Source organism: Vibrio sp. 1069, from assembly GCF_033340555.1.
This window is the reverse complement of sequence record NZ_JAWOWP010000681.1, coordinates 1-580: the sequence shown is the minus strand read 5'-3', so window position 1 is coordinate 580 and position 580 is coordinate 1. Positions and strand designations below refer to the sequence as shown.

Here is a 580-nt window from a genome sequence, read left to right as displayed (position 1 = left end):
ACTTGGCCAAGCAAACTTTATCAATAAAACGGCGCAATGAGTGCGAGCTGCGTATGATTCCTGACTAATGGACTAGAATTAGCATCAATAGTCTGATTTATCTCAATGTTTTATCCGTTATTAGTTTGGGGTAGACTGAGCGCAAATACCTGAAAAGTGATGTTATGCAAAACTTAAAAAAACTAGGCGCCATCGGTGGTGCAATCTCATTGGCGTTGTGTTGGCCGCTTGCGGTTGGTCAAATTGGTCAGTCGATTATTGAAGACGGTATCGCCAATATGAACGATAAGATGATCAAAGGCGAAGTTGTTGAATACCAACGCGGCTACCTTTCTTCCGTTGTATTAACTCGATACTCAGTGGTTGACCCTGAACTGAAAACACAGTTTGAACGCGATGGTTTGCCGATTATGTTCGAAGTCACGAGTGATGTAAGCCATGGCTTAACTAGCCTGACAGCAGACTCTAAGCTGGTGGATAACGATTTTCTCCCGCTTACCATGCATAGCAAAACACAGCTTAATGGTAACACTGCGTTTACGTTGGATTTAGACAGCTGGAACTATCGCAATGAAGCGCA

General features: G+C 43.3%; 1 protein-coding gene. It reads left to right on the top strand.

Annotated features, from left to right (window positions below):
- Positions 1–164 precede the first annotated feature (164 nt).
- Positions 165–580, top strand: a 416-nt coding sequence (locus R7040_RS28450) for a DUF945 family protein (protein ID WP_318097887.1), incomplete at its 3' end; no start/stop codon positions are given.